This window comes from Vibrio sp. Vb1755 (assembly GCF_033338635.1).
GTDB lineage: Bacteria > Pseudomonadota > Gammaproteobacteria > Enterobacterales > Vibrionaceae > Vibrio > Vibrio alginolyticus.
The window spans coordinates 1-1064 of sequence record NZ_JAWOTA010000336.1 but is presented as its reverse complement, the minus strand read 5'-3'; the positions used below and the strand labels follow the sequence as shown (position 1 = coordinate 1064).

Below are 1064 nucleotides of genomic sequence, written 5' to 3'. Positions count from 1 at the left end.
GTGCTTGGTCAACGTGAACTGGCTAAGTTAGAGAAATCTGGTATCGACTACCGTCTACCAGTACCAGGTGCGAAAGTAGAAGATGGCAAGCTAGCAATGAACGTTCAGTTTCCTGGCGTGAAGCTTCAATACTCTCTAGACGGCAAAAACTGGCTGAATTACGCAGACAATGCTCGTCCAAATGTGAAAGGTGAAGTGTTCATCCGATCTGTATCGGCAACAGGTGAGAAAACAAGTCGTGTGACTAGCGTAAAATAATACGATTCTTGTAAGTTAATTTTTGGCAAAGCCTCAACGTATGTTGAGGCTTTCTTTATTTTTAAGGGAAATTAAGTGTGATCGAAGTCTTAATATTTTGCATTGATAAATAAGTTTTGATGTTAAAGATAGAAATTAAATGTGAAGTGAGTCGGGTTATTTCGCCATTTATTAAATCGTTAGTTGTTTATGATCACATTTTATTTTTTTGACGAATTTTTATAAATCAACGCAAGTGTCTGTAATTACCAGTGTTTTTATTATGGTTATAGAGTCGGGTTTGAACGAGATCACTTTTTAAACGGATTTATTTTCCATTGCGAATTAATTATTTCAGTATGGCCACCGCCACGGAGGCACATTCCAAGGCTTGCGATGATCGGGAAAAGAAGCCCATGGAACCATCGCATAACGTGAATAATTAAAGGCAGTAATTATGAAAAACATCTTTGCACTGAGTGCTCTTTCACTCGCTTTCGCTTCTAACGCTTTTGCTGGTTCTTCTTACGTAACGGGTAACGTTCAATTCCACGATGATGGTCGAATTCATGGCTCTGACGTGACGTCTACCCTTGAAGCTGGTCATACTTTTGATAACCAATTTGGTGGCTTTACGGTTTACACTGAGTTTGATGGTATTCAACTGGGTAAGTTGGAAACTGAAAATGGCGGTGCAGGCAATACGACTCCTGCAATTACCGTGGGTGGTGAGCAGTCATTCAACATTACCGATCATTTATGGGTTGCCGCGGGTTACCAACACCTGTTTTCTGCCGGTGAGAACGTGCAATATCGCCCACTGGTTA

At 40.6% G+C, this 1064-nt stretch carries 1 protein-coding gene and 1 pseudogene; both read left to right on the top strand.

Features of this window, described 5'->3' with window-relative positions; translation table 11 throughout:
- Window positions 1–258: chitobiase/beta-hexosaminidase C-terminal domain-containing protein (locus tag R7E00_RS24960; protein WP_318124900.1), on the top strand; the 258-nt coding region annotated here is incomplete at its 5' end.
- Between the two features lie 436 nt (window positions 259–694).
- Window positions 695–1064 (top strand): annotated as a pseudogene (locus tag R7E00_RS24955) (porin); the annotation flags it as partial.